The 19,212-nt window shown below is 59.3% G+C and carries 17 protein-coding genes and 1 riboswitch; of the genes, 9 read left to right on the plus strand and 8 right to left on the minus strand.

Annotation, left to right across the window (positions count from 1 at the left end; translation table 11 throughout):
- Window positions 1–112: 112 nt before the first annotated feature.
- Together ACYZTY_RS26515 and ACYZTY_RS26520 are read right to left on the minus strand one after the other, a co-directional pair.
- A complete protein-coding gene (locus ACYZTY_RS26515; RefSeq protein WP_461956095.1) occupies window positions 113–496 on the minus strand; it encodes an MAPEG family protein in 384 nt (127 codons plus the stop codon).
- A 40-nt stretch (window positions 497–536) separates the two neighbouring features.
- The gene (locus ACYZTY_RS26520; RefSeq protein ID WP_461956096.1) at window positions 537–1,370 is read right to left on the minus strand and encodes an EamA family transporter; all 834 of its coding nucleotides are present in this window, start codon (window positions 1,368–1,370) and stop codon (window positions 537–539) included.
- 284 nt (window positions 1,371–1,654) lie between these two features.
- On the opposite strand from ACYZTY_RS26520, the gene ACYZTY_RS26525 reads away from it, so the two are divergent.
- Window positions 1,655–2,824, plus strand: a complete 1,170-nt coding sequence (locus ACYZTY_RS26525) for an MFS transporter (protein WP_461956097.1) — start codon at window positions 1,655–1,657, stop codon at window positions 2,822–2,824.
- 175 nt (window positions 2,825–2,999) lie between these two features.
- Here ACYZTY_RS26525 and ACYZTY_RS26530 read toward each other — a convergent pair whose 3' ends face one another.
- Both ACYZTY_RS26530 and ACYZTY_RS26535 read right to left on the minus strand, forming a co-directional pair.
- A complete protein-coding gene (locus ACYZTY_RS26530) occupies window positions 3,000–3,887 on the minus strand; it encodes a formate/nitrite transporter family protein (protein ID WP_461956098.1) in 888 nt (295 codons plus the stop codon).
- 197 nt (window positions 3,888–4,084) lie between these two features.
- The gene (locus ACYZTY_RS26535) at window positions 4,085–4,489 is read right to left on the minus strand and encodes an acyl-CoA thioesterase (RefSeq protein ID WP_033060418.1); all 405 of its coding nucleotides are present in this window, start codon (window positions 4,487–4,489) and stop codon (window positions 4,085–4,087) included.
- Between the two features lie 191 nt (window positions 4,490–4,680).
- Window positions 4,681–4,783, plus strand: a riboswitch (S-adenosyl-L-homocysteine riboswitch).
- 23 nt (window positions 4,784–4,806) lie between these two features.
- On the opposite strand from ACYZTY_RS26535, the gene ahcY reads away from it, so the two are divergent.
- The 4 genes from ahcY (at window position 4,807) to ACYZTY_RS26555 (ending at window position 10,372) form a co-directional block, all read left to right on the plus strand.
- Window positions 4,807–6,216 (plus strand): adenosylhomocysteinase, encoded by a 1,410-nt coding sequence (gene ahcY, locus ACYZTY_RS26540; protein ID WP_046045260.1) that lies wholly within the window; start codon window positions 4,807–4,809, stop codon window positions 6,214–6,216.
- A gap of 191 nt (window positions 6,217–6,407) precedes the next feature.
- Entirely contained in the window at window positions 6,408–7,253 is an 846-nt protein-coding gene (gene metF, locus ACYZTY_RS26545; RefSeq protein WP_461956099.1) for a methylenetetrahydrofolate reductase [NAD(P)H], read from the plus strand.
- 197 nt (window positions 7,254–7,450) lie between these two features.
- Entirely contained in the window at window positions 7,451–8,266 is an 816-nt protein-coding gene (locus ACYZTY_RS26550; protein WP_461956100.1) for a substrate-binding periplasmic protein, read from the plus strand.
- A gap of 222 nt (window positions 8,267–8,488) precedes the next feature.
- Window positions 8,489–10,372 carry a DEAD/DEAH box helicase gene (locus ACYZTY_RS26555; protein ID WP_461956101.1) on the plus strand — a complete coding sequence of 628 codons (1,884 nt, stop codon included), beginning with the start codon at window positions 8,489–8,491 and terminating at the stop codon, window positions 10,370–10,372.
- A 246-nt stretch (window positions 10,373–10,618) separates the two neighbouring features.
- Here the strand turns inward: ACYZTY_RS26555 and ACYZTY_RS26560 are convergent, their stop codons facing one another.
- Together ACYZTY_RS26560 and ACYZTY_RS26565 are read right to left on the minus strand one after the other, a co-directional pair.
- Entirely contained in the window at window positions 10,619–11,203 is a 585-nt protein-coding gene (locus ACYZTY_RS26560) for a YceI family protein (RefSeq protein ID WP_461956102.1), read from the minus strand.
- Between the two features lie 32 nt (window positions 11,204–11,235).
- Complete coding sequence (locus ACYZTY_RS26565) at window positions 11,236–11,787, minus strand: cytochrome b (protein WP_461956103.1); 552 nt, start codon at window positions 11,785–11,787, stop codon at window positions 11,236–11,238.
- A gap of 298 nt (window positions 11,788–12,085) precedes the next feature.
- Between ACYZTY_RS26565 and ACYZTY_RS26570 the strand changes: the two genes are divergently transcribed.
- Entirely contained in the window at window positions 12,086–13,000 is a 915-nt protein-coding gene (locus tag ACYZTY_RS26570) for a YncE family protein (RefSeq protein WP_461956104.1), read from the plus strand.
- A gap of 86 nt (window positions 13,001–13,086) precedes the next feature.
- Here ACYZTY_RS26570 and ACYZTY_RS26575 read toward each other — a convergent pair whose 3' ends face one another.
- On the minus strand, window positions 13,087–14,865 hold the full coding sequence (locus tag ACYZTY_RS26575) for a flavin monoamine oxidase family protein (protein WP_461956105.1): 1,779 nt from the start codon (window positions 14,863–14,865) through the stop codon (window positions 13,087–13,089).
- 222 nt (window positions 14,866–15,087) lie between these two features.
- On the opposite strand from ACYZTY_RS26575, the gene ACYZTY_RS26580 reads away from it, so the two are divergent.
- Window positions 15,088–16,494: an adenosylmethionine--8-amino-7-oxononanoate transaminase gene (locus tag ACYZTY_RS26580; RefSeq protein ID WP_461956106.1), complete on the plus strand. Its 1,407-nt coding sequence runs from the start codon at window positions 15,088–15,090 to the stop codon at window positions 16,492–16,494.
- A 158-nt stretch (window positions 16,495–16,652) separates the two neighbouring features.
- Window positions 16,653–17,372, plus strand: a complete 720-nt coding sequence (locus tag ACYZTY_RS26585; protein WP_461956107.1) for a 16S rRNA (uracil(1498)-N(3))-methyltransferase — start codon at window positions 16,653–16,655, stop codon at window positions 17,370–17,372.
- Window positions 17,373–17,471: 99 nt separating this feature from the next.
- Here ACYZTY_RS26585 and trhA read toward each other — a convergent pair whose 3' ends face one another.
- Window positions 17,472–18,089 (minus strand): PAQR family membrane homeostasis protein TrhA, encoded by a 618-nt coding sequence (gene trhA, locus ACYZTY_RS26590; protein WP_461956108.1) that lies wholly within the window; start codon window positions 18,087–18,089, stop codon window positions 17,472–17,474.
- Between the two features lie 129 nt (window positions 18,090–18,218).
- Between trhA and ACYZTY_RS26595 the strand changes: the two genes are divergently transcribed.
- Window positions 18,219–19,139, plus strand: coding sequence for a LysR family transcriptional regulator (locus ACYZTY_RS26595; protein ID WP_461956109.1), 921 nt, complete (start codon window positions 18,219–18,221; stop codon window positions 19,137–19,139).
- Window positions 19,140–19,212 lie beyond the last annotated feature (73 nt).

Raw genomic sequence — 19,212 nt, forward strand, 5'->3', positions numbered from 1 at the left:
CAAGCCTCGCTCCTACAGGGATGACCGTCGAACACACATTGTGTGTTCGACGCAGATCCCCGTAGGAGCGAGGCTTGCCCGCGAAGAGGCCAGAGTAAACACCGCAAATCCGTCAGACCGAAACCACAAAGAAACTGACAATCAACCCTATCCCCACAAACCACACCAACGACCGCAAAATATGCCAGTCCGCCAGGTAGCAAATAATGTAGAGCAGCCGGCTGGTGATAAACAAAACCGACAAAACGTTGATCGTCACCAGCTCGGCATTGCCGGCCAGATGCGCAACGATCACCGCCGCCGCAAACGCCGGGGTTACTTCAAAACTGTTCAGTTGCGCCGCATGTGCGCGTCTACCCAAACCATTCAGCGACTCGAGGAAGTCCCGGGGGTCATGGTTGTCTTTCAGCCTGTACCCGCCAACGGCCTTGGCGATGCCCGTGCAGACATAGGGCAGGAAGATCGCGATCAAAATGCACCACAGAGCAACCGTCATAAAGCAGTCCTTTCTTCAGTTTTAGAATGTTGAGCAGCCGTCAGAACTTCATCACCAAAATACCGACCAGCACCAGCCCACAGGCTAAGAGCCTTGGCCTGCCGAAAGGTTCTTTCAGGTAGCGCATGCCGAACACCACCACCAGGATCACGCTGATCTCGCGCAACGCCGCCGCTTCGGCAATCGACCCCAGCTGCATGGCCCACAGCACCAGAGCGTAGCTGAACAACACGCAGAACCCGACCGCCAGCCCCAGTCGCCACTGTTCACGCCAGAACAGCATGAACGCCGGGCGCTTGCGCACCCACGCCAGTAAAGGGAACGGCCAGGCGCTGAGCAACGTGACCCAAACCAGATAGTCCAGGGGGTGCGACCAGCGCCGCAGCGCCTGGCCATCGATGAAGGTGTAGCAGCCGATGCACAAGCCGATCAGCGCCACCACCGGCAACATCGACCACGGCAGACGCGCACCGCCACCGCCCTGCCAAAGCAGGCACAGCATCCCGAACGGGATTAAAAGAATTCCGAAAATCTGCTGATTCGTCAGCACTTCGCCGGCGAAGATCAGCGTCAGTGCCAGCACCACCAGCGGTGACAGTCCACGCATCAGCGGATAGACCAACCCGAGGTCGCCAACCCGATAGGCCTGGATCAGCAGATAGCGATAGAGCAATTCGAACGCCGCCGACGCCAGAATCCACGGCCATATTTCAATCGGCGGCAGCGCCACGAACGGCAGCATCAGGGCGACAAACAGCATCGCGACGCTGTCCATGCACGCCACCACCAGCAGCCGTTCGGCGCTGAATTTGATCAGGGTATTCCACGCCGCGTGCAACAGCGCCGCCACCAACACCAGAGCCGTCGCAAGCACGGCACACTCCTTTTGTTAACCGCTCCGCCCCTGTAGGAGCCAGGCTTGCCGGCGAAGGCGTCCTTGACATTGCCTTCGCCGGCAAGCCTGGCTCCTACAAGAACCGGGTGGATAATTGATTCGCCATATGTCAGCAGCTGTTTATACTGCAAGCGACCACGCCGCACTCAGTTGCGCACAGACCAATTCCAATAATTTTTGCCCCTGCCCGCGCTCATCGAGAACGGTCATCGGCATGCGTATGCCTGATCAGAGCGTCAAGACTACCGACAGAGACCTTGCGCATGCCACTCGCCTTGCTTGCCCTTGCTGTTGCCGCGTTCGGCATCGGCACCACTGAATTCGTCATCATGGGCTTGCTGCCCGACGTCGCCCGCGACCTCGCCGTGAGCATCCCCCACGCAGGCCTGCTGATCACCGGCTACGCCCTGGGCGTGGTGTTCGGCGCGCCGATCCTCGCGATCGGCACCGCCAACATGCCGCGCAAAGCCACGCTGCTGGGCATGACGCTGATGTTCATCCTCGGTAACGTGCTGTGCGCATTGGCGCCGAACTACGCCACGTTGATGGCCGCGCGGGTGGTCACCGCTTTGTGCCACGGTGCGTTCTTCGGCATCGGCTCGGTGGTCGCGGCTGGCCTGGTTGCACCGAACAAAAGGGCGCAGGCAATTGCCATGATGTTCACCGGCCTGACGCTCGCCAACGTGCTCGGCGTGCCATTGGGCACCGCGCTCGGGCAATACGCCGGCTGGCGTTCGACGTTCTGGGCGGTCTCCGTGATCGGTGTCATTGCAGCGATCGCGCAGTGGCTTTGGTTGCCGAAGGACATCGAAATGGACAAGGCCAACCTCGCCAGCGAGTTCAAAGTGCTGGGTAAGGTCAATGTTCTGTTGGCGTTGGGCATGAGTGTGCTGGCGTCGACCAGTCTGTTCAGCGTGTTCACCTACATCGCGCCAATTCTGCAGGACATCACCGGTGTCAGCCCCCATGGCGTGACGATCATGCTGCTGTTGTTTGGCGTGGGATTGACGGCGGGCAGCATGCTCGGCGGTCGCCTGGCGGACAGTCGTTTGTTGCCTTCATTGGTCGGCATGGCGCTGGCCGTCATGGTGGTGTTGGCTGCCTTTAGCCAGACCAGTCACTCGGTGATTCCGGCGGCGATCACGCTGGTGCTGTGGGGGATTTTCGCGTTTGCCCTGTGCCCGATCCTGCAACTGCTGATCATCGATCAGGCGCATGAAGCCCCGAACCTCGGTTCGACGCTGAACCAGAGCGCCTTCAACCTTGGCAACGCGGCGGGAGCGTGGATCGGCGGGCTGGTGGTTGCCAGCGGTGCGGATCTGGCGGACCTGCCGTGGACTGGCGCGCAGGTCAGTGGCCTGACTGTGTTGACTGCGCTGTTCTACATCTATCTGCAACGTCGCGGTGCGGCTGCGGTCAATGTGTCCGGCTGAATTGCTGCATCGCTGCTGACACCGCTATCGTCGGAACGCCGCCCGGAGGCTTGAATTTGTCGCTGCCTTTATCTGCCCCACCACCCTCCTCACCTACGTCAATTTCCGCTTCATCGGCCTGCCCGCACGTGCCCTGGATGAGCCTGCGCCAGCGGCACAGGCCGAGCATCACTGATTACTTTTTGCTCTTCTGCGGATCGGGCTCCTGGCCCTGATCCGCAGTCTTCTTCGGCGGCCCGCTCTCGCTGCGGATCTGCGCGTGGCTGATCAGCGCGAAGATGAAACTGCCGCCGATGATGTTCCCCGCCAGCGTCGGCCCGGCGAACACCAGCCAGAAATCCTTCCACGGCAACTGACCGGCAAACACCAGATACGAGACCTCGGCCGAACCGACCACGATGTGGGTGAAATCCCCCAGCGCCATGAGGTAGGTGATGAGGATGATGATCCACATCTTCGCGCTCTCCATGGACGGGATCATCCAGACCATGGTCGCAATCATCCAACCGGAAACGATGCCTTTGGCGAACATCTGGCTGGCGTCGTTCTCCATGATCTTGCGCCCGATGTCGAGGAAAGCCAGGTCGGTCTTGCTGTCGAAAATTGGCAGATTCAGCATCACGTAGGCCACCAGCAACGTGCCGCAGAGGTTGCCGACCAGCACCACCGACCACAGGCGCAGCAACCGGCCGAAATTGTTCAGCGTGGGTTTGGTCATAATCGGCAGCACGGCCGTCAGGGTGTTCTCGGTGAACAATTGCTGACGGGCGAGGATTACCGCGAGAAAGCCTGCGCAGTAGCCGAAGCTGGCGATGACCTTGAAGCCTTCACCGTCCGGCAGTCGGGAGTTGAGCAACCCCATGGCCATCAGCGACAGGCCCATGGTCAGGCCGGCGGCCAGCGCCGACCACCACAGGGCGGCGACGCTGCGCTCGAGTTCCTGATCGCCCTGGGTACGGATGATTTCGTGCAGCACCGCCGCTCGCGGTGGCTGGTTCTTGTCGACCTCGTGCCGTTCTTCCGGCGACAGGTTTGGGGTCTTGCCGTCTTTTTGCGTGTCCATAAAGGTCCTGAACCGGTGGCGTGTCATGTAGGTACGACACGCGCGGTTCGGAGCTGTTCACTGACCGCCCAAACGAAACCGGGTCTGTAGGAGCGAGCGGTGCGGCGTTCCGACTTGCCCGCGAAGGCGTCATCTGCGACACAACGGAAACCGAGGTGAAGCCTTCGCGAGCAAGCTCTGCTCCTACAGGGCTCGCATTACTCGCTGGCGACGTCGTCCTTGAACTGGTCTTTGACGTACGTGATCTCGGTCCGGCCGTGCGGCGCTGGCAAGCCGTCTTCACCCAGATTGACGAAGACAATCTTCTCCACCGTCAGGATGCTTTTGCGGGTGATCTTGTTGCGCACTTCGCACTTCAGAGTGATAGAGGTGCGGCCGAACTCGGTGGCGGTGATGCCCAGTTCGATGATGTCGCCCTGGCGCGAGGCGCTGACAAAGTTGATTTCGGAAATGTACTTGGTGACCACGCGCTGATTGCCCAACTGGACGATGGCGTAGATCGCCGCTTCTTCGTCGAGCCAGCGCAACAGGCTGCCGCCGAACAGCGTGCCGTTGGGGTTGAGGTCTTCGGGTTTTACCCATTTGCGGGTGTGGAAATTCATGGGGGGCTCCGGGCTTGAGGTGCTTGGGCGATACCTTATCGCCCCCCAGCTTCAAGTTTTAAGCGACAAGCTGCAAGTTAAAAGCAGATTCGCTTTTACTTGCCGCTTGGAGCTTGTCACTTGCCACTAGCCGGATAAAGAAAGCTATAATCGCCACCGATTCAGAACGGCTACTACCGTTTTCCCGCCACCTGTCCGAGGGGCGCTGCAGCAGGTTCGACCTGTCAGGCTCGGATGGGGCGTTGACTGGCCATTATCGGCCGGACACTAAACGCACAACGGCGCCCATTCGCATACATTACGAATGGAGGCTCATCATGAGCGCTGTTATCACGCCTGCAGATTTTAACGATTACAAAGTTGCCGACATGTCCCTGGCTGCCTGGGGCCGTCGCGAAACCATCATCGCCGAATCCGAAATGCCTGCCCTGATGGGTCTGCGCCGCAAATACGCTGGTGAGCAACCGCTCAAAGGCGCCAAGATCCTCGGCTGCATCCACATGACCATTCAGACTGCCGTGCTGATCGAAACCCTGGTTGCCCTGGGTGCCGAAGTGCGTTGGTCGTCCTGCAACATTTTCTCGACTCAAGACCAGGCCGCTGCCGCTATCGCTGCTGCCGGTATCCCGGTTTTCGCCTGGAAAGGCGAGACTGAAGAAGAGTACGAGTGGTGCCTGGAGCAAACCATCCTCAAAGATGGCGCGCCTTGGGATGCCAACATGATCCTCGACGACGGCGGCGACCTGACCGAGCTGCTGCACAAGAAATACCCGGCGATCCTGGACCGCGTCCACGGCGTCACCGAAGAAACCACCACTGGCGTTCACCGCCTGCTGGACATGCTGGCCAAGGGCGAGCTGAAAATCCCGGCCATCAACGTCAACGACTCGGTGACCAAGAGCAAGAACGACAACAAGTACGGCTGCCGTCACAGCCTGAACGACGCGATCAAGCGCGGTACCGACCACCTGCTGTCCGGCAAGCAAGCGCTGGTCATCGGTTACGGTGACGTGGGCAAGGGTTCGGCCCAGTCCCTGCGTCAGGAAGGCATGATCGTTAAAGTTTCCGAAGTCGACCCGATCTGCGCCATGCAAGCCTGCATGGACGGCTACGAGCTGGTTTCGCCGTTCATCGACGGTATCAACAACGGTACTGAAGCAAGCATCGACAAAGCGCTGCTGGGCAAGATCGACCTGATCGTGACCACCACCGGTAACGTCAACGTTTGCGACGCAAACATGCTCAAAGCCCTGAAGAAGCGCGCTGTTGTCTGCAACATCGGCCACTTCGACAACGAAATCGACACCGCTTTCATGCGCAAGAACTGGGCGTGGGAAGAAGTGAAGCCACAGGTTCACAAAATCCACCGTACCGGCCCTGGCGCGTTCGACGCCCAGAACGACGACTACCTGATCCTGCTGGCCGAAGGTCGTCTGGTTAACCTGGGTAACGCCACCGGTCACCCAAGCCGCATCATGGACGGTTCGTTTGCCAACCAGGTTCTGGCGCAGATCTTCCTGTTCGGTCAGAAGTACGCCGACCTGTCGCCAGCCCAGAAAGCCGAGCGCCTGACGGTTGAAGTACTGCCGAAGAAACTCGACGAAGAAGTGGCCCTGGAAATGGTCCGCGGTTTCGGCGGCGTTGTGACTCAACTGACCAAGACCCAGGCCGACTACATCGGCGTGACCGTCGAAGGCCCGTTCAAGCCGCACGCTTACCGCTACTGATTGGACCTGCTGTCCGCTCCCCATGGGAGCGGACTTATGCACAATCCACGCTCCCCTGTAGGAGCGAAGCTTGCTCGCGAACGCATCACCGCGTTACTCCTGAAGCACCGCGTCGTTGCTTTCGCGAGCAAGCTTCGCTCCTACAGTAAGCGCGGCGACTGCAAGGCTCACGCGTTTTCAAGGGTATTCCCATGTCCCAAGACCGTCGCTACAGCTTCGAGTTCTTCCCTACGAAGACCGACGCTGGGCATGAAAAACTGCTCGCCACTGCTCGTCAGCTGGCTACGTACAACCCCGATTTCTTCTCCTGCACCTACGGCGCTGGCGGTTCGACCCGTGATCGCACGCTCAACACCGTGTTGCAGCTCGAAAGCGAAGTCAAAGTCCCGGCCGCACCGCATCTGTCCTGCGTTGGCGACAGCAAGGACGACCTGCGCGGCCTGTTGACTCAGTACAAGGCAGCCGGCATCAAGCGTATCGTTGCCCTGCGCGGTGACCTGCCTTCGGGTATGGGCATGGCCAGCGGCGAATTGCGCCACGCCAACGACCTGGTTCAATTCATTCGTGAAGAGACCGGTGATCATTTCCACATCGAAGTCGCCGCTTATCCGGAGATGCATCCGCAAGCGCGCAATTTCGAAGACGATTTGAACAACTTCGTGCGCAAAGCCAATGCTGGCGCCAACAGTGCGATCACCCAGTACTTCTTCAACGCCGACAGCTACTTCTACTTCGTCGAGCGTGTACGGGCGATGGGCGTGAACATCCCGATCGTGCCGGGGATCATGCCGATCACCAACTACAGCAAGCTTGCGCGTTTCTCCGACGCTTGCGGTGCGGAAATCCCGCGCTGGATCCGCAAGCAGCTGGAAGCCTACGGCGACGACACCCAGAGCATTCAAGGCTTTGGTGAGCACGTCATCACCGATATGTGCGAACGCCTGCTGCAAGGTGGCGCACCTGGGCTGCACTTCTACACACTGAATCAGGCTGAAGCGAGTCTGGCGGTGTGGAACAACCTGAAGCTGCCGCGCTAAGAGCAAGATCAAGAGATCGCAGCCTCGTTTCACTCGACAGCTGCTACAGAGTACTCATTTCCCTGTAGCAGCTGTCGAGTGAAACGAGGCTGCGATCTTTTGCATTCAGCGCACTTTTATTGCGCAGCAACACACGGAGATAGAGCTTGTGGATCCCGTTTCTGGCTCTTTGTGACTTCTCGTCGTAATCTCAAGCCATGCCTTTGATCGCCCAGTTACTGACCGTGTTTCTTTTCACTTGCCTGAGCTTCGCCGCCCGGGGCGAGAAGCTGCGCATTGTCACCGAGCCGTGGGCGCCTTATGTCTATGAGCAAGACGGAAAATCCCTGGGCCTGGATTACGAAACCACGGACATCGTCTTCAAACGCCTGGGGATCGAAGTGGACTGGCAGTTCCTGCCGTGGAAACGCTGCCTGTCGATGCTTGAATCGGGCCAGGCGGATGGCGCGCTGGACATCTTTCACAGCGATGAACGCGACGCCACCTTGCTCTACCCCAGCGAACCGCTGTCGGAAGTCGAGTTCGTGATGTTCTACGCCAACGAGCGCCCCCATCCATTCCGCACCTTGGACGATCTCAAAGGCCTGACCGTCGGCACCTCGCCGGGCTATCTCTACAGCAAGGATTTCAGCGAATCGCCCCTGTTCACCCGGGAGCCGGCGCCGACCCATGAAGCCAACTTCGGCAAACTGGTACGCGGGCGAATCGACCTGCTGATCACCGATCGCCGGGTGGGCCAGCACTTGCTCGATGAATTGGGCATCCGCGACAAGATCACCGAAAACCCGACCGTCATCAGCCACCAGAGCCAGTTTTTGGCGGTACGGCGCAACGCCGGCATGGATTTGCTGGTGCAGCGTTTCGGTGCCGAGCTCAAGCGTTTCAAGCGCGAGCCCGCCTACGCTGAGCTGAGCGCCCGTTACGGCGCGGGGCCGGGCACAGGAGGGCAAGCCACCACCGCCACCACGGCCACGGTAAAAACCGTTGAGCAGCAGGAAAGCGGCGCGCAGTGATTGCTCTGTTATACTCCGGCGTTCCCGCCAGGCTCACGCCCGGACGCTCGGACTTGTTCAAGGCATCTCGATCCGCTACAGCGCAGCTTTTCAGCCCGCGCGAGCGCTCCAGACGAGCCTTCAAGGCCCAGCAGGACCGGACGGGATTGCGTTCTTCTTAAACGCCATTCGCGCCAGGCAAGACTCCCATTGGGCCAAGCCCTAACTAGAACAGGATTACTCATGTCCTTTGCTTCCCTCGGTCTCTCCGAGGCTTTAGTCCGCGCCATCGAGGCAGCGGGCTATACCGAGCCTACTCCGGTGCAACAGCGGGCTATTCCCGCCGTGTTGCAAGGTCGCGACCTGATGGTTGCGGCTCAGACAGGTACTGGTAAAACCGGCGGTTTCGCCCTTCCGATTCTGGAGCGGTTGTTTCCGGGCGGTCACCCGGACAAATCCCAGCGTCACGGCCCGCGCCAACCGCGCGTACTGGTGCTGACCCCTACCCGCGAACTCGCGGCCCAGGTACACGAGAGCTTCAAGGTCTATGCCCGTGACCTGAAGTTCGTCAGCGCCTGCATCTTCGGCGGCGTCGGCATGAACCCGCAGGTTCAGGCCATGTCCCGTGGTGTTGACGTGCTGGTGGCCTGCCCTGGCCGCCTGCTCGACCTCGCCGGTCAAGGCAGCGTCGATTTGTCCCACGTGGAAATCCTCGTGCTGGACGAAGCCGACCGCATGCTCGACATGGGCTTTGTCCATGACGTGAAGAAGGTCCTGGCTCGTCTGCCGAACAAACGCCAGAACCTGCTGTTCTCGGCGACGTTCTCCAAAGACATCACCGACCTCGCCGGCAAGCTGCTGCACAACCCGGAACGCATCGAAGTCACGCCACCGAACACCACGGTCGAGCGCATCGAGCAACGTGTCTTCCGTCTGCCAGCCAACCACAAGCGTTCGCTGCTGGCGCACTTGATCACCGCTGGCGCTTGGGAACAGGTCCTGGTGTTCACCCGCACCAAGCACGGCGCCAACCGTCTGGCCGAATACCTGGACAAACACGGTCTCACCGCCGTCGCGATCCACGGCAACAAGAGCCAGAACGCCCGCACCAAAGCACTGGCCGACTTCAAGGCCGGTGAAGTGCGCATCCTGGTCGCCACCGACATCGCCGCTCGCGGCCTCGACATCGACCAGTTGCCACACGTGGTCAACTTCGAACTGCCGAACGTCGACGAAGATTACGTTCACCGTATCGGCCGTACAGGCCGTGCCGGTCGTTCGGGTGAGGCGATCTCGCTGGTCGCTCCGGACGAAGAAAAGCTGCTGAAAAGCATCGAGCGCATGACCAAGCAGAAGATTGCCGACGGCAACCTGATGGGCTTCGACTCCAGCGCAGTAGAAGCCGAGAAACCAGAAGTCCGCGAGCGTCCGGATGTGCGTAACCCGCGCAATCCACGTGGCCCGCGCGGCGACGGTCCAACCGGCACCGGCGGTGGCGGCGGTCGTAAAGACAAGGGCAAGGACAAGGGCGGCAAGGAAAAACCGGCAGCCACTGGCCGTGGCGATCGCCCGGCGCGTGAACACAAGCCACGCGAAGGCACCCCGGCTCGCGAGCAACAGCGCCCGGCTCCTCGCGCCGCTGCTGACCGTGCTCCGGACGAGTTTCTGGACGACGACGTCGATAACTTCGGTAACCGCGTCGACTACGTGCCTCAAGCCAAACCGGCTCAGGGCCGTGGCCGCCGTCCGGGTGCTCCGGCACAAGGTTCGGCTGCTGGCGCTGGCGCAGGTGCTCCGCGCACCGGCGGCAAGCCTCAGGGTCGCCAAAGTGGTCCGCGCAGCAGCGACGGCGCCACCACCGGCACGCCGCCGGCCAAGCGCAGCGGTCCACGCAACGGCGCTCCACGTGAGGGCCAGGCCCGTCGCGAAGAGCCGCGCAACCGTCGCCCGGCCCGCACCGACGATCAGCCGCGTTCGGAACCCGCCGTGCAGAACCCGCGCGGCCCGGCACCGAAGATCATCCATAAAGAGTCGAAGACCGATCGGTTCCCGACTCCTGAGCAACTGGATCAACTGCCAGGCCGTCCGCGCGGTGAGAAACCAGCGTTGCTGACCCGCAATCGCTGATTTAACGCTGCAATGAAAAATGCCTCTGATCTCACGATCCGGGGCATTTTTTTATGCTTCATCATGACCCTGTAGGAGCGAGGCTTGCCCGCGAAGGGGTCAACCGGATTTCTGTGGTGAGGCCGCTGGCGCTTTCGCGGGCAAGCCTCGCTCCTACAGGATTTGTGGTGCGGCGCAGATTATGTTCGGCAATAAAAAACGCCCCCGATCGTGAGATCGGGGGCGTTTTTGTGTCAGGCGCGAATATTACTTCGCTTTCACACCTTCAAACGAAACGTACAGCTCGACCGCATCGGACGCTGGGCCCAGGTCTTTCTGCTTGCCGAAGTCGGAACGCTTGATGCTGGTAGTGCCTTCGAAGCCGGCACGGTAGCCACCCCATGGATCCTTGCCTTCACCCAGGAACGTGGCCTTGACCACGACTGGCTTGGTCACGCCAAGGATGGTCAGGTCGCCGGTCACGTCGGCAGTGTCTTTGCCAGCGGCGTTTTTGCCGGTGGATTTGACGCTGGTGGAGACGAACTTGGCTTTAGAGCCGTTCAGGAAGTCTTTGCTGGCGATGTGTTTGTCGCGCTCGGCATGGTTGGTGAACACGCTGGCGGTGTTCACGTTGAACTCGATCTTGCTGTCTTCTGGCTTGGCAGCGTCGAAGCTGAACGTGCCGTCGATATCCTTGAAGGTACCGGTGATGAAGCTGTAGCCCAAGTGGCTGATCTTGAAGTCAACGAAGGCATGCTGGCCTTCCTTGTCGACGACGTAGTCAGCCGCCATTACGTTAGCGGACAGCAGAGCCGAACCGATTGACAGAGCAGCGAGTGTTTTTTTCAACATGCTTTCTATTCCTTTGGAGTCGAGGTTGAACTTCAGGCTTTGCGGCCCAGCATTCGAGTGAGGGTCGCATCACGATCGATAAAGTGGTGCTTCAATGCTGCCAACGCATGGAGACCGGAAAAAATTACCAGCGCCCACGCCAGATACAGATGAATCACACCGGCGGTGTCTGCCTGGTCCGGTAGTCCGGAAACCAGCGCAGGAACTTCAAACAGGCCAAACACCGAAATCCCGACACCGTCTGCGGTAGAAATCAGGTATCCGGCAATCATCACAGCAAACAGACTGAGGTAAAGAAACGAATGACCGAACTTGGCGCCAAGACGCGTCATGCGGCTATACGTTTCCAGTACCGGCGGTGGTGGGCTGACAACGCGCCACAACACCCGCAGAACCATGACGGTCAACAACACCAGGCCAATGCTCTTGTGCAATTCCGGCGCGTCTTTGCGCCAGGTGCTGTAGTAGTCGAGACCGACCATCCACCAGCCCAGCGCAAACAAACCAACGACCGCCAGCGCCACGCCCCAGTGCATGAAGATGCTGACCCAACCGTAGCGGGAAGAAGAGTTACGTAGCTGCATTGCCCAAATCCTGTGAGAACTGCGACCAAGACTATCGAGTTATCTATCGATTTAAAGCGGAAAATTTCGCTTTGAAATATCGAGAAATACGATCAAGACCTTGAATCCAACACGTTAAGAAAATGTTAACCCACAAAAAAATCGACATTCGTCCAAGCGTAGACCTTTCAGACTTCCTGCTCTGACCGCTCACTCCACCCGTCTGAACTGTCAGATCTGACAGTAGATTTCACCCTTGCCAAAACATCAACTTAAACAGGACGGGCTCAATCCGTGCGCCCCGAACAGGAGTTCAACCATGAATAGCGAGTCTAGCCGTCAATTTGCAATTGAAGTGGGAAAGGGGCCGCGAGGGATTGCCGTGAGTAAGGATGGATCACGCGTCTATGTCGGCAACTACATCTCAGGTGATGTGTCAGTTATCGACACCAAGGACAGAACAGTCATTGCCACTATTAAAGTCGGCGAGTACCCGCAACGGGTTGCCCTCAGTCCAGATGAAAGTCTCGCTTTCGTGACCAATTACGGTTCAGGTTCGATTTCGGTGGTGAATACCCAAACGCTCAAGTGTATTCGTGATATCGACGTCGGCGTTCACCCTTGTGGCATCGTATCCAGTCCGGACGGGAAATGTGTTTACACCCATGTGCAGGGTAGAAAATCACTGGCCATTCTAAACACAGACACCTTTGATGTGACCCACGCTTGGGAATCACAACTGGAGTGCAGAGACATCGGCATCAGCCCGGACGGCTCAAAACTCTACGTGACCGGTTCCGGCTATGAAGGCATTTTCCCGAAGGAAACCCTGACCATCATTGATAGCCAAACGCTGGAAATCATCAAGTCAGTGAAGACGCCTCAAGATCCTTGGTGGATTTCAGTGAATCCGAACAATGGCAACGTTTATGTCATGTGCCAATTTGAACGAAAACTTGCCGTAGTCGACGCTGAATTTCAGCTAAAAGTGGCCGACTCGGTTTACACAGAGGGGCAATTAGCGTTTGACGGACAATACGCCTACCTGTTGGATTTCAGTGCGAAAGAGGTAGTGGTTATTGACACTGTCAGCCATGAAGTCCAACGCAAATTAGCCATCGTTGGTGCTATCGCGCCCTGGAATGTCACCTACGCTAACGGCGCGCTATATTTCAGCGACTATTCGAAGAACTCCGTATGTGTCATGGACACTCTCGCCCTGATCCATCGTTGAAAAGCCAAATTTCGGCGTCCTATGAAAATCTGTCACGCATAAAAAAAGCGCGGCATCACTGCCGCGCTTTTTGATCAGCCCAAAGCTTATTGCGCTTTGGTTTCCGTAGCTGCCGGAGTTGTTGCAGCAGGCTTGGCCGCTGGCTTCTTCGCCGGTTCAGCTTTTTTCGCCGGAGCTTTTGCCGGAGCCTTTTTGGCTTCGGTTTTAGCCGCTGGCTTCTTCGCCGCAGGCTTGGCCGCCGCCTTTTTGGCAGGCTCGGCTTTTACCGGCACAGCAGGCTTCGGTGCTTCAACAGGCGCAGGGGCCGGCGTTGGCACTGGAGCAGGAGCCGGTGCAGGCGGAGTGACAGGCTCTGGTGCCTTGACCGGTTCCGGCTTCTTGTCGTCATCGGACGAACCGCCGAACAGGTTGGTGAAGAAGTTGCCTTTCTTAGCCGCCACCGCGCCGGCCGCCACAGCAGTCGCTGCCGGAACAACCTTCGCCGGTTCAAACGACTTGCCCGCCGCCAGGTCTTCAACCTGACTGGCCGCGCGCTGACCGGTGCGCAATGCGCCTTCCAGCGTGCCCGGGTACAAGGTGTCGGTGTGTTCGCCAGCGAACGCTACACGTTGCAGCGGACGCTCCCACAAGCGCCAGTACTTGCTGATCTGGCCCGGGCCGAAAGCCAGGTAAGCGCCACCCATCGACGGGTCGGTGCTGTAGCGGCGGATTTCATAACCGGTGAACGAGCCGCGCGCCTGTGGATAAAACGCGTGCAGACGAATCAACACCTGGTCGACCATTTGCTTGTCGCCGAACGCCTGCATCACGCGCGCGTTGTCGCCAGACAGGTTGATCACCACGTTGGCGCCGCCCTTCAGCGCCGGTTCGACCCACAACATGCCAAGACCGGTGTTGCTGTAGATCTCGCCGGACATGCGCGCCTTGCTTTCCCACACCGGCGTCTTGAACTTCAGCATGATCTGGTCGCGCCAGCCGTAGTTGGTGCCTTTGATGGCGCCCAGGTGCTGGGCATCCAGCGCCGGGGTCATCACGATTTTGTTCAGTGCACGCAACGGCACGGCCACCACCACGTAGTCAGCCTGATAGCCAACGCTGCCGACTTTGACGGTCACGCCGTCCTTGTCCTGGGTGATGGACGACACCGGGGAACTGGTCTTGATGGTTTTCAGCTGTTTGACGAAGGCCTGGGCCAGCACCGGGCTACCGCCAAGCAGACGCGAAGCGCGCAGGTCACGGTCGGAGACGCCACGGTAAACACGGCTCTGCTGTGCGAAATACAGCAGCGACAGACGCGAAGGCTCGTCGTAACGGGTACGAATCTGCTGGTTCACCAACTGACGTGCAGTGGCTGGCAAGCTCAGACGGTCGAGCCAGTTCGAGACGTTGATCTGATCCAGAGCGTGCAGCGTACTGTTGGCCGCCGGGTTCTGAGGATCTTCGATCGAACGCGCCAGATCATCCACGGTCTTTTCGTAGCGCTTGAGTGCTTCGGCAGTGGCCGGTTCCTTGGTGGCCAGATCGGCAGCGGTGTAATACACGCCATCGATCAGGTAGCTCGGGGTCCGCACGAATTCAGGGGCTGGCGTGGTGCTCAGCTTGAAGGTCGATACGTATTTGTTCAGCACCGGTTGAGTCTTGTCGTTGCCGATCCACTCACTGGTGGCCATGCCGGAGCGACCGCCCAGGTTCGGCTTGGCTTCCAGCAGGGTCACCTGCCAGCCTTTGTTCTGCAGTTCGTAAGCCGCCGTCAGACCCGAGAGCCCGCCGCCGATCACGATCGCCGTTTTATCCTTGGCCAGCGCAGACACGCTGAACAGCCCTAACATCACCAGCGCACAGGCGCGCAGCCAACCAGCAGACATTCAGCGAACTCCGGAAATACACGAGGAAATAGCGGTTTTACGAGTCAGACGACTCAAAGAACCGCGAAGAATACGTCAGCCATCAAAACGCCGCCAGCGACGTCTATCGACCTATACAAAGTAGCTCAATCGACACAATGGGTTGTCCCCGTGCGATGCATTGCATAGGCTTGCGCGATTGTTTGCCCGCGAAACCAGCGAGCCGCCTCGAGGAGACTGAACATGGGCCTGAATAATCAGTGGATGCAACGCGATCTCGCGGTGTTGTGGCATCCCTGCACCCAGATGAAAGACCACGAACAGCTGCCGCTGATCCCGATCAAGCGCGGTGAAGGCGTGTGGCTGGAAGACTTCGAAGGCAAACGCTACCTCGACGCCGTCAGCTCCTGGTGGGTCAACGTGTTTGGCCACGCCAACCCGCGGATCAACCAACGCATCAAAGACCAGGTTGATCAGCTGGAACACGTGATCCTCGCCGGTTTCAGCCATCAGCCAGTGATCGAGTTGTCCGAGCGCCTGGTGAAGATGACGCCGGAAGGCCTGACCCGATGCTTCTACGCCGATAACGGTTCGTCCTGCATCGAAGTCGCGCTGAAGATGAGCTTTCACTACTGGCTCAACCGCGGCCAGCCGAACAAAAAGCGCTTCGTCACCCTGACCAACAGCTACCACGGCGAAACCATGGCGGCGATGTCGGTGGGCGACGTGCCGCTGTTTACCGAAACCTACAAGGCGTTGCTGCTGGACACCATCAAGGTGCCGAGCCCTGATTGCTACCTGCGCCCCGAAGGCATGAGCTGGGAAGAACACTCGCGCAACATGTTCGTCGCCATGGAACAGACCCTGGCCGAGAACCACGACACCGTCGCTGCGGTGATTGTCGAGCCGCTGATCCAGGGCGCGGGCGGCATGCGCATGTATCACCCGGTGTATCTCAAATTGCTGCGCGAAGCCTGCGACCGTTATGGCGTACACCTGATCCACGACGAAATCGCCGTCGGCTTCGGCCGCACCGGGACGATGTTCGCCTGTGAACAGGCCGGCATCCGCCCGGACTTCCTCTGCCTGTCCAAGGCCCTGACCGGCGGCTACCTGCCGCTGGCGGCTTGCGTCACGACCGAAGATGTCTATAGCGCGTTCTACGACGACTACCCGACCCTGCGCGCCTTCCTGCATTCGCACAGTTACACCGGCAATCCGCTGGCGTGCGCGGCGGCATTGGCGACGCTGGATATCTTCGAAGAAGACAACGTCATCGAGAACAACAAGGCCCTGGCGCAGCGCATGGCCTCCGCCACCGCCCACCTGGTCGATCACCCGAACGTCTCGGAAGTGCGCCAGACCGGCATGGTGCTGGCCATCGAGATGGTCAAGGACAAGGCAACGAAAGAAGCGTATCCGTGGCAGGAACGCCGCGGCTTGAAGGTGTTTCAGCATGCGTTGGAGCGCGGTGCTTTACTTCGACCGTTGGGCAGCGTGGTGTACTTCCTGCCGCCGTACGTGATTACACCGGAGCAGATCGATTTTCTGGCTGAAGTGGCCAGTGAAGGCATCGACATCGCGACCCGTGATGGCGTCAGCGTGTCGGTGCCGAAAGACTTCCACCCCGACTTCCGCGATCCGGGCTAACAGTCACCGAGAAACCCTGTGGTGAGGGGGCTTGCCCCCGTTGGGTCGCGAAACGGCCCAAATAGAGGGACTGCTGCGCAGTCCAGCGGGAGCAAGCTCCCTCGCCACAAAAGCTGATTGCGTACGCTGCTACATTCGACTTTTTACAGAGACCCAGCATGAGACTGTCCCGCTTCTTCATCGACGCCCCCCTGAGCATCGGCCAACACGAGTTGCCGGAAGCCCAGGCCCATTACATCAGCCGCGTGCTGCGTATGGCCGAGGGTGATGCGCTGCAACTGTTCGACGGCTCGGGCCATGAGTTTCGCGCCACGCTGGCGGAGGTCGGCAAGAAACGCGTCGTCGTGCAGATCGATGAAAGCTTCGCCGGGCAGATCGAATCGACGCTTGCGATCCATCTCGGCCAGGGCTTGTCCCGTGGCGAGCGCATGGATTGGGCCATTCAGAAAGCCACCGAACTGGGCGTCACTGAAATCACCCCGATTTTCAGCGACCGCTGTGAAGTCCGCTTGAAGGACGAACGCGCCGACAAACGCCTGATGCATTGGCGCCAAGTGGCGATCAGCGCGTGCGAGCAATGCGGGCGTTCACGGGTGCCGGTGATTCATCCGCCGCTGTTGTTGGCAGACTGGTTGAAGCAGACCGAGGCTGAATTGAAACTGGTGCTGCATCCGGTGGCTGAGCCGTTGGTGAGCCATGAGAAGCCTGGGACGTTGGCGTTCCTGATCGGGCCTGAGGGTGGACTGTCGGATGCTGAAGTCGATCAGGCCAAGAGCGCCGGGTTCCATGCCGCCCGCCTCGGGCCTCGGGTGTTGCGGACAGAGACCGCGCCGGTGGTTGCACTGGCGGTGGCCCAGCAGCTTTGGGGAGATTTCTAGGCCGCCATCGCTAGCAGGCTAGCTCCCACATTGAATTTTGGGTGTTCACCGGAGATCTCCTGTGGGAGCTAGCCTGCTAGCGATTGGCCGCGACGCGGTTTAAAGGACATAAAACAAAATCGCGACAAAGTGCAGCACACTCCCCGCAATCACGAACAAATGCCAGATCCCGTGCGCATGCCGCAAACGGCTGTCCAGGGCAAAAAAGACAATCCCCACGGTGTACAACACCCCACCCGACGCCAGCCAGGCAAACCCTGTACTGCCCAGCGCCGCGAGTAACGGCTTGACCGCCACCAGCACAATCCAGCCCATCACCGCATAAATCACGATCGACAGAATCCGCGCTTCCGACCGCGGCTTGATCTCTTGCAGGATGCCGATCAGCGCCAGTCCCCAGACAATCCCGAACAGCGTCCAGCCCCAAGGCCCGCGCAAGGTCACCAGGCAAAACGGCGTGTAACTGCCGGCGATCAGCAGGTAGATCGAAAAGTGATCGACCTTCTGCATGATCGCTTTCTTGCGCCCGCGCACGCTGTGGTACACGGTCGATGCGCTGTAAAGCACCATCAAGGTAAATCCGTAAATCGCCACGCTGACGATCTTCCACGGGCTGCCGTCCATGCTGGCAATCACCAGCATCCACACCACCCCGACACACGCCGCCACTGCCCCGACCAAATGCGTCCAGGCGTTCAATCTTTCCCCGTGATACATGTGTTGCTCACCTCAAAATTCATTGCAACATCGCGCAAGGCTCAGGCCTTGAGATTAAAAGCGCAATGTTTCAGATCACAAATTCCCTCATACGTGCACAATCGAGCCATTCGAATAAGAGCTACGCCCATGCTGATCGACGAAGAGTTGACCCTGAAAAAACTCGAAGTGTTCCTGGCCTTCATGCGCACCGGCAACTTGGCCCGGGCCGCCGCCGAGTTGCAGACCAGCAATGTCAGCGTGCACCGGGCGATCCATTCCCTGGAAAGCGCCCTGCGCTGCCCGCTGTTCAAGCACGAAGGCCGCAATCTGACGCCGCTGGAAAGCGCTTATGTGCTGGAAGAACGAGCGCAGAAGCTGATTCAGGACGTGGTCGAAACCGTGCGCCTGACCCGCGAAGCCGCCGGTTTCTCCGCCGAGCGCTTCAAGCTGGGCTCGCTGTATTCGTTGACGGTGAAGACGGTGCCGCAGCTGATCATGGGCCTGAAGATCCGCCGCAGCGAGCTCAATATCGACCTGATCCTCGGCTCGAACTTCGACCTGCTGTACAAGCTCAAGAACATGGAAGTCGACGCGATCCTGGTGTCGCTGGACGAGAGCGTCAACGACCCGGACTGCGAGCAAATCCAGCTGTTTTCCGACGACATCTTTCTCGCCACACCGGCTGATTCAAAGTTTGCCAAACGGACCGAAGTCGACCTTGCCGAAGTACGCGATGAGACATTCATTACGCTGACTCAGGGCTTTGCCACGCACCAGGACGGTAATCGGGTGTTCAAGCAGGCGGGGTTCGAGCCGAAGGTGGCGATGCAGGTCAACGACATCTTCACCCTGCTGAGCATGGTCAGCTCGGGCGTGGGTTATGCGTTGCTGCCGGGACGGATTGCGGCGGTGTATGAGAATCGGGTGAAGCTGATTCCGTTGCAGGAAAAGTATCGATTGCAGCAGCACATTGGGGTGGTGTTCTTGAAGGCCAAGGAGCGCGATCCGAATCTGCTGGCGTTGCTGGCGGAGTGTCGGATGTATGCCAATCGCAATGCTGCGGTGTGACTAAGAACCACCCCTCACCCCAGCCCTCTCCCCAGAGGGGAGAGGGGGAAAGGGAGCCGATCTCTATGGTTTT

It is taken from the genome of Pseudomonas sp. LB1P83 (genome assembly GCF_054897885.1).